General features: G+C 70.6%; 4 protein-coding genes and 3 pseudogenes. 2 read left to right on the top strand and 5 right to left on the bottom strand.

Going from position 1 to position 5,060, the window contains the following annotated elements:
• A pseudogene (locus BN4348_RS53400) lies at positions 1-256 on the bottom strand (PadR family transcriptional regulator); the annotation flags it as partial.
• A 205-nt stretch (positions 257-461) separates the two neighbouring features.
• Between BN4348_RS53400 and BN4348_RS53395 the strand changes: the two are divergent.
• Positions 462-851: a hypothetical protein gene (locus BN4348_RS53395; RefSeq protein ID WP_066916710.1), complete on the top strand. Its 390-nt coding sequence runs from the start codon at positions 462-464 to the stop codon at positions 849-851.
• Positions 852-920: 69 nt separating this feature from the next.
• Here BN4348_RS53395 and BN4348_RS53390 read toward each other — a convergent pair.
• Positions 921-1,506, bottom strand: a pseudogene (locus tag BN4348_RS53390) (RDD family protein); the annotation flags it as partial.
• Between the two features lie 36 nt (positions 1,507-1,542).
• On the opposite strand from BN4348_RS53390, the gene BN4348_RS53385 reads away from it, so the two are divergent.
• Entirely contained in the window at positions 1,543-2,535 is a 993-nt protein-coding gene (locus BN4348_RS53385) for a stage II sporulation protein M (protein WP_066916706.1), read from the top strand.
• Positions 2,536-2,552: 17 nt separating this feature from the next.
• Here BN4348_RS53385 and BN4348_RS53380 read toward each other — a convergent pair whose 3' ends face one another.
• The 3 genes and pseudogenes from BN4348_RS53380 to BN4348_RS53370 form a co-directional block, all read right to left on the bottom strand.
• Entirely contained in the window at positions 2,553-3,875 is a 1,323-nt protein-coding gene (locus BN4348_RS53380) for a DUF58 domain-containing protein (RefSeq protein ID WP_066916704.1), read from the bottom strand.
• Positions 3,875-4,852 (bottom strand): AAA family ATPase, encoded by a 978-nt coding sequence (locus tag BN4348_RS53375; RefSeq protein ID WP_066916702.1) that lies wholly within the window; start codon positions 4,850-4,852, stop codon positions 3,875-3,877. The genes BN4348_RS53380 and BN4348_RS53375 overlap by 1 nt, the downstream gene beginning before the upstream one ends.
• Positions 4,849-5,060, bottom strand: a pseudogene (locus tag BN4348_RS53370) (hypothetical protein); the annotation flags it as partial. The gene BN4348_RS53375 and the pseudogene BN4348_RS53370, both read right to left, overlap by 4 nt.

Here is a 5,060-nt window from a genome sequence, read left to right as displayed (position 1 = left end):
GCGACCCGCGCCGGCCGCCCGGGCCGAAGCCGAATCCCGGGCCGAACCCCGGCCCGAACCCGGGGCCGAATCCCGGTCCGAAACCGGGGCCGAAGCGGTCGCCGCTGTGGTCGCGGAGGTGTTCACGGAATTCCCGTCGGGCCTGGCGCCTGGCGTCGTGCAGGGCGCGCCGGTCCACCGGGCCGGGGCCGAAGCCGAATCCGAAACCGGGCCGGCCGGGGAATGGTCCGTCGGGCGGGGTGAATGGGTTGCTCATGTTGGTTAGTCCTTACGTGTTGGGGAACGCACGGGTCGTGCGCTTCGGAGTATCACGATATATCGTAAACTAACGCGATGCAACAAAATATTCCGGAAAAACGCGGAAGAGCCGTAGCAACGGCCGCCTGACCTGCGAGAGGAGCAACCGACGAGGGCGCGACGGCGCGGTTTGCCTCCGGCGGACCGCGGGTAGGAACTGTGGGATGGACGCTAACAACAACCTGACCGTCGGCAGCGGAAGCCCGAGCGTGGCCGAGGCCACGCCGGGCGACGGCAGCCGCGGCCGCAACGCGTGGCCTTGGGTCAACTGGGGGTTGGCGCTGGCGATGGTGCCGGCCGCGGCCATAGTGATGCTCTTCGCGCTCGGCGCGGTGATGAGCACCGACGGGTGCAGCGAGCGCACTTGTCCGAACCTGGGCCGCGGCGGCATAGATTTCGGCGTCGCGTTCTACGGCGCACCCGTCGTGGCCTTCGTCGTCATCGTCATCTCGTTCTTCACCGCCAAGCGTCGCGGCGGCATCGCGGTTCCGCTGGGCGGCTGGGCGCTCCTGGTCCTCGACGTCGCCCTGATGGCGGCGGCCGTGTCTGGCTAGACCGGCGGTGCGAAGCCATCCGGCTGCGGCCCCGGGGTCGCGGGCCCCGGTTGCGGCCAGGGCGCGGCCGCTGNTGCGGTGCGCGGGAAAGGAATTGGCGTGCGACCTCAGCCTGGCCGGCATCCAGGCCGGACAATTGCAGCGAGGACGCCCACCACGCCAGCGCCGGTGGCATCACGGGCGGCGGATCGGAGCGGGGCCCGCGTTCGCTGATCACGACCGTGCCGGCGAAGACGTCGCCGATGCGTTTGGCCTTCGGTGACAACAAGCTGCAGATGACGGCGGGGCTTCCCGCCAGCATCCAAATTTCGACCACGGACGCCAGTGCGCGAAACAGCGCTTGCCGGAAGCGTTCTGGGCCGCCGTCGTCGGACACCACGCGCAGGCCCATCACGATCTTGCCGACCGATCGCCCGCGGCTGGCGGTTTCGAACACCAGCGGATACCCGACGATCACCAGGACCGTGAAGATGAGCAGGACGGCGGCGCTCAGCGCGCTGTCGAACTGAGTGAGGGTGGCCGCCCACAACATCAGGCCGAGCACATAGCCGACGACGATCACCGCAATATCGATCAGAGCGCCCACCGCCCGCACCGGCAACTGGGCGATCTGCACATCGAGCACCACGGCGTCCCCGGTGACCACCTCCGACATAACACCGAACGGTACAGGGCGATTAGGCTGCGCAGGGTGGACGTCGACGCATTCGTGCTGACCCATCGCGCAACGTGGGACCGGCTCGACCACTTGGTCAAAAGACGCCGATCCCTGACCGGCGCCGAGGTCGACGAACTCGTCGAGCTCTACCAGCGGGCCTCCACCCACCTGTCGATGCTGCGGTCGGCGTCCTCGGACTCGCTGCTGATCGGTCGGCTCTCGAGCCTCATCGCGCGGGCCCGCGCGGTGGTGACCGGCGCCCACGCGCCGCTGAGCAGTACGTTCGCCCGGTTCTGGACGGTGTCGTTTCCGGTTGTCGCGTACCGCGCGTGGCGGTGGTGGGTGGGCACGGCGGTCGCGTTCTTCGCCGTCGTGGTGGTCATCGCGATCTGGGTGGCCGTCAATCCGGAGGTGCAGTCCGCCCTGGGAACGCCAAGTGACATAGACGAATTGGTCAACCACGATGTGGCGTCGTACTACAGCGAACACCCCGCCGCGGCGTTCGCCCTGCAGGTCTGGGTCAACAACTCCTGGGTCTCCGCCCAGTGCATCGCCATGTCGGTCGTATTGGGGCTGCCGATCCCGATCATCCTGTTCAACAACGCCGCCAACCTGGGGCTGATCGCGGGGCTGATGTTCCAGGCCGGCAAGGGCGGCATCCTGTTGGGGCTGCTGGCCCCGCACGGACTGCTGGAGCTGACGGCGGTCTTCCTGGCCGGGGCGACGGGGATGCGACTGGGGTGGTCGGTGATTTCGCCCGGGGACCGGCCGCGTGGACAGGTGCTCGCCGAGCAGGGCCGCGGTGTCGTCTCGGTCGCCGTCGGGCTGGTGGTGGTGCTGCTGGTCTCGGGACTGATCGAAGCTCTGGTGACGCCGTCCCCGTTGCCGACGTTCGTCCGGGTGGGCATCGGAGTTATCGCCGAGGCGGCGTTCTTGTCCTACATCGTTTACTTCGGTCGGCGCGCGATGAAGGCCGGCGAGACCGGCGATATCGAAGACGCGCCGGACGTCGTCCCGACCGGCTAGGCCGCTCGGCCCGAAACTTAAAGCCGGCCAGTGGCTTTCATAGCCAGGTAGTGGTCGGCGAGGGCGGGCGCGATCTCGGCGGGTGGCGCGTCGACGACTTCCACCCCGCTGTGGCGCAGCCGGGTTGCGATCGCGCGCCGGTCGTTGCGGGAGCGTTCGGCGGCCGCCGCGTCGTAGACCGCCGCCGCGTCCGAGAGCCCCGCCGCCAGCTGGTCGACGCGGGGGTCGCCGACGGCGGCGATCATCACGTGGTGTTTGGCCGACAGTTGGGGCAGCACCGGCACCAGCCCCTCGTCCAGCGCGGTCGCGTTGAGGTCGGTCAGCAGCACCACCAGCGAACGGCGCCGGGCGCGCCGCAGCACGGCGGCAACCATTGCGCGCCAATCGGGTTCGATCAGCGCCGGTTGGAGCGGGGCCATCGCCTCGACCAGCTGGGCGAGCAGCTCGGTGCGCGACGCGCCGAATACGGCGGCGCGGTTCACCCGGTCGTGGGCGAGGAAGTCGACGTGGTCGCCGGCCCGCGACGCGAGCGCGGCCAGCAGCAGCGCGGCGTCCATCGACCAGTCCAGCCGGGGCCAGCCTGCCGGATCGGCGGCCGTCGGGTCGACACCGACGCGACCCGCCGCCGTGCGCCCGGTGTCGAGCACGATCACCACGCGCCGGTCGCGTTCGGGCCGCCACGTGCGGACAACGACGTCGGCGCGCCGCGCCGTCGCGCGCCAGTCGATCGAGCGCACGTCGTCGCCGACGACGTACTCACGCAGCGAATCGAATTCGGTGCCCTGCCCGCGAATCAGCGTCGGCAGGAGGCCGTCGATCTCGCGCAGCTTGGCCAGCCGCGACGGCAGGTGCTTGCGCGACAAGAACGGCGGCAGCACCCGGACCTGACCCGGCACCGACTGCGAACCCTGCCGTCCGGCCAGCCCCATCGGCCCGACCGACCGGGCGGTGACCAGGGCCGCGCGCTGATCGCCCCGGCGAACCGGTCGCAGCCGCGTCTGCACGCGCTGGTGTTCCCCGGCGGCGATGCTGACCCCGTGACTGCGCGGTTCGGCGCGCGCGCTGGGCGGCCAGGCGTCGCGGACCTGGCCGCGGAACCGGCGGCGGCCGTCGTTGTGAATCACCAGGTCCACGTCGACCTGCTGCGCCAGGCGCGCCGAGCAGTCCGGCGACCGGACACAGCGCAGTCCGCGTGGGCTGGCCGCCAGCGCCACATCGGCGATCACGACCGCGCCAAGGACGAGCAGCAGGACGACGAAAGCCCTTGCGGGCCATGGTGATGCCGCGATGGGCAGGACGCAGATCAGCGCCACCAGCCCGGTGCGTCCGGTCAGGATCACTAGCGGGGCACCGGCACCGACGCCAGGATCCCGTCGAGCACGCCGTCGGGCGTGGCCCCTTCGAGCTCGGCCTCCGGACGCAGCATCACCCGGTGCCGCAGCGTCGGGCGGGCCATGGCCTTGACGTCGTCGGGGGTGACGTAGTTGCGGCCGGACAGCCACGCCCAGGAGCGGGCGGTGGCCAGCAGCGCTGTCGCCCCGCGGGGCGACACCCCCAGTTGCAGTGCGGGGGAGGAGCGGGTGGCGCCGACGATGTCGACGATGTAGCCCAGCACCTCGTCGGCGACCAGGACCTGTTGCACCGCTCGGCGTCCGGCGGCGAGCTCGGACGGTCCGGCCACCGGCTTGATCGCCGACAGGTCGCGGGGGTCGAATCCGTGCGCGTGCCGGGCCAGGATGGCGATCTCCGCGTCGCGCGCCGGCAGCGCCACGTTCAGCTTGAGCAAAAAGCGGTCCAGTTGGGCTTCGGGCAACTGATACGTGCCCTCGTATTCGATCGGGTTCTGCGTCGCGGCGACGATGAACGGGTCGGGCAGCGGCTTGGCTTCGCCTTCCACGCTGACCTGACGCTCCTCCATGGCCTCGAGCAGCGCGGCCTGGGTCTTGGGCGGGGTGCGGTTGATCTCGTCGGCCAGCAGCAGATTGGTGAACACCGGACCCCGCCGGAATTCGAAAGCGGCGGTGCGCGTGTCGTACACCAGCGAACCCGTCACGTCGCCGGGCATCAGGTCGGGGGTGAACTGCACCCGCTTGAACTCCAGCTGCAGCGCGGCCGCCAGCGACCGCACCAGCAGCGTCTTCGCCACGCCCGGAACGCCTTCCAGCAGCACGTGGCCGCGACACAACAGCGCGATCACCAGGCCGCTGACCACCCCCTCCTGCCCGACGACGGCCTTGGCGAGCTCGGCCCGCAACGCGAGCAGTGCCTCGCGCGCCGAATCGGTAGCGGGCGTCTGGGTGCTAGATGGTTGCGTCACGTGTGTGTGACCTGCCTTTCGATGTCGTCGAGCGCGCGGGCAAGGTGTAACAGGTCCTGGTCGGTGGCCGGAGGTGGCCCGAACAAGTGATAGGAGACGAATCCCGGGTCGGCGCCGTCCCCCGCAAGCGGGTGGTGCCCCCAGCGTTGGGCCACGGTCGCCACCACCGCCGGCGCCGGTGCGCCCGGGCCGAGGCCCAGCCTGGGCA

Source organism: Mycobacterium interjectum, assembly GCF_900078675.2.
GTDB classification, from domain to species: Bacteria; Actinomycetota; Actinomycetes; order Mycobacteriales; family Mycobacteriaceae; genus Mycobacterium; species Mycobacterium interjectum.
This window is presented reverse-complemented; position numbering and strand designations above follow the sequence as displayed.

Coding starts and splice junctions, on each gene's coding strand:
- BN4348_RS53395 (WP_066916710.1), top strand. CDS start 462: ATGGACGCTAACAACAACCTGACCGTCGGCAGCGGAAGCCCGAGCGTG.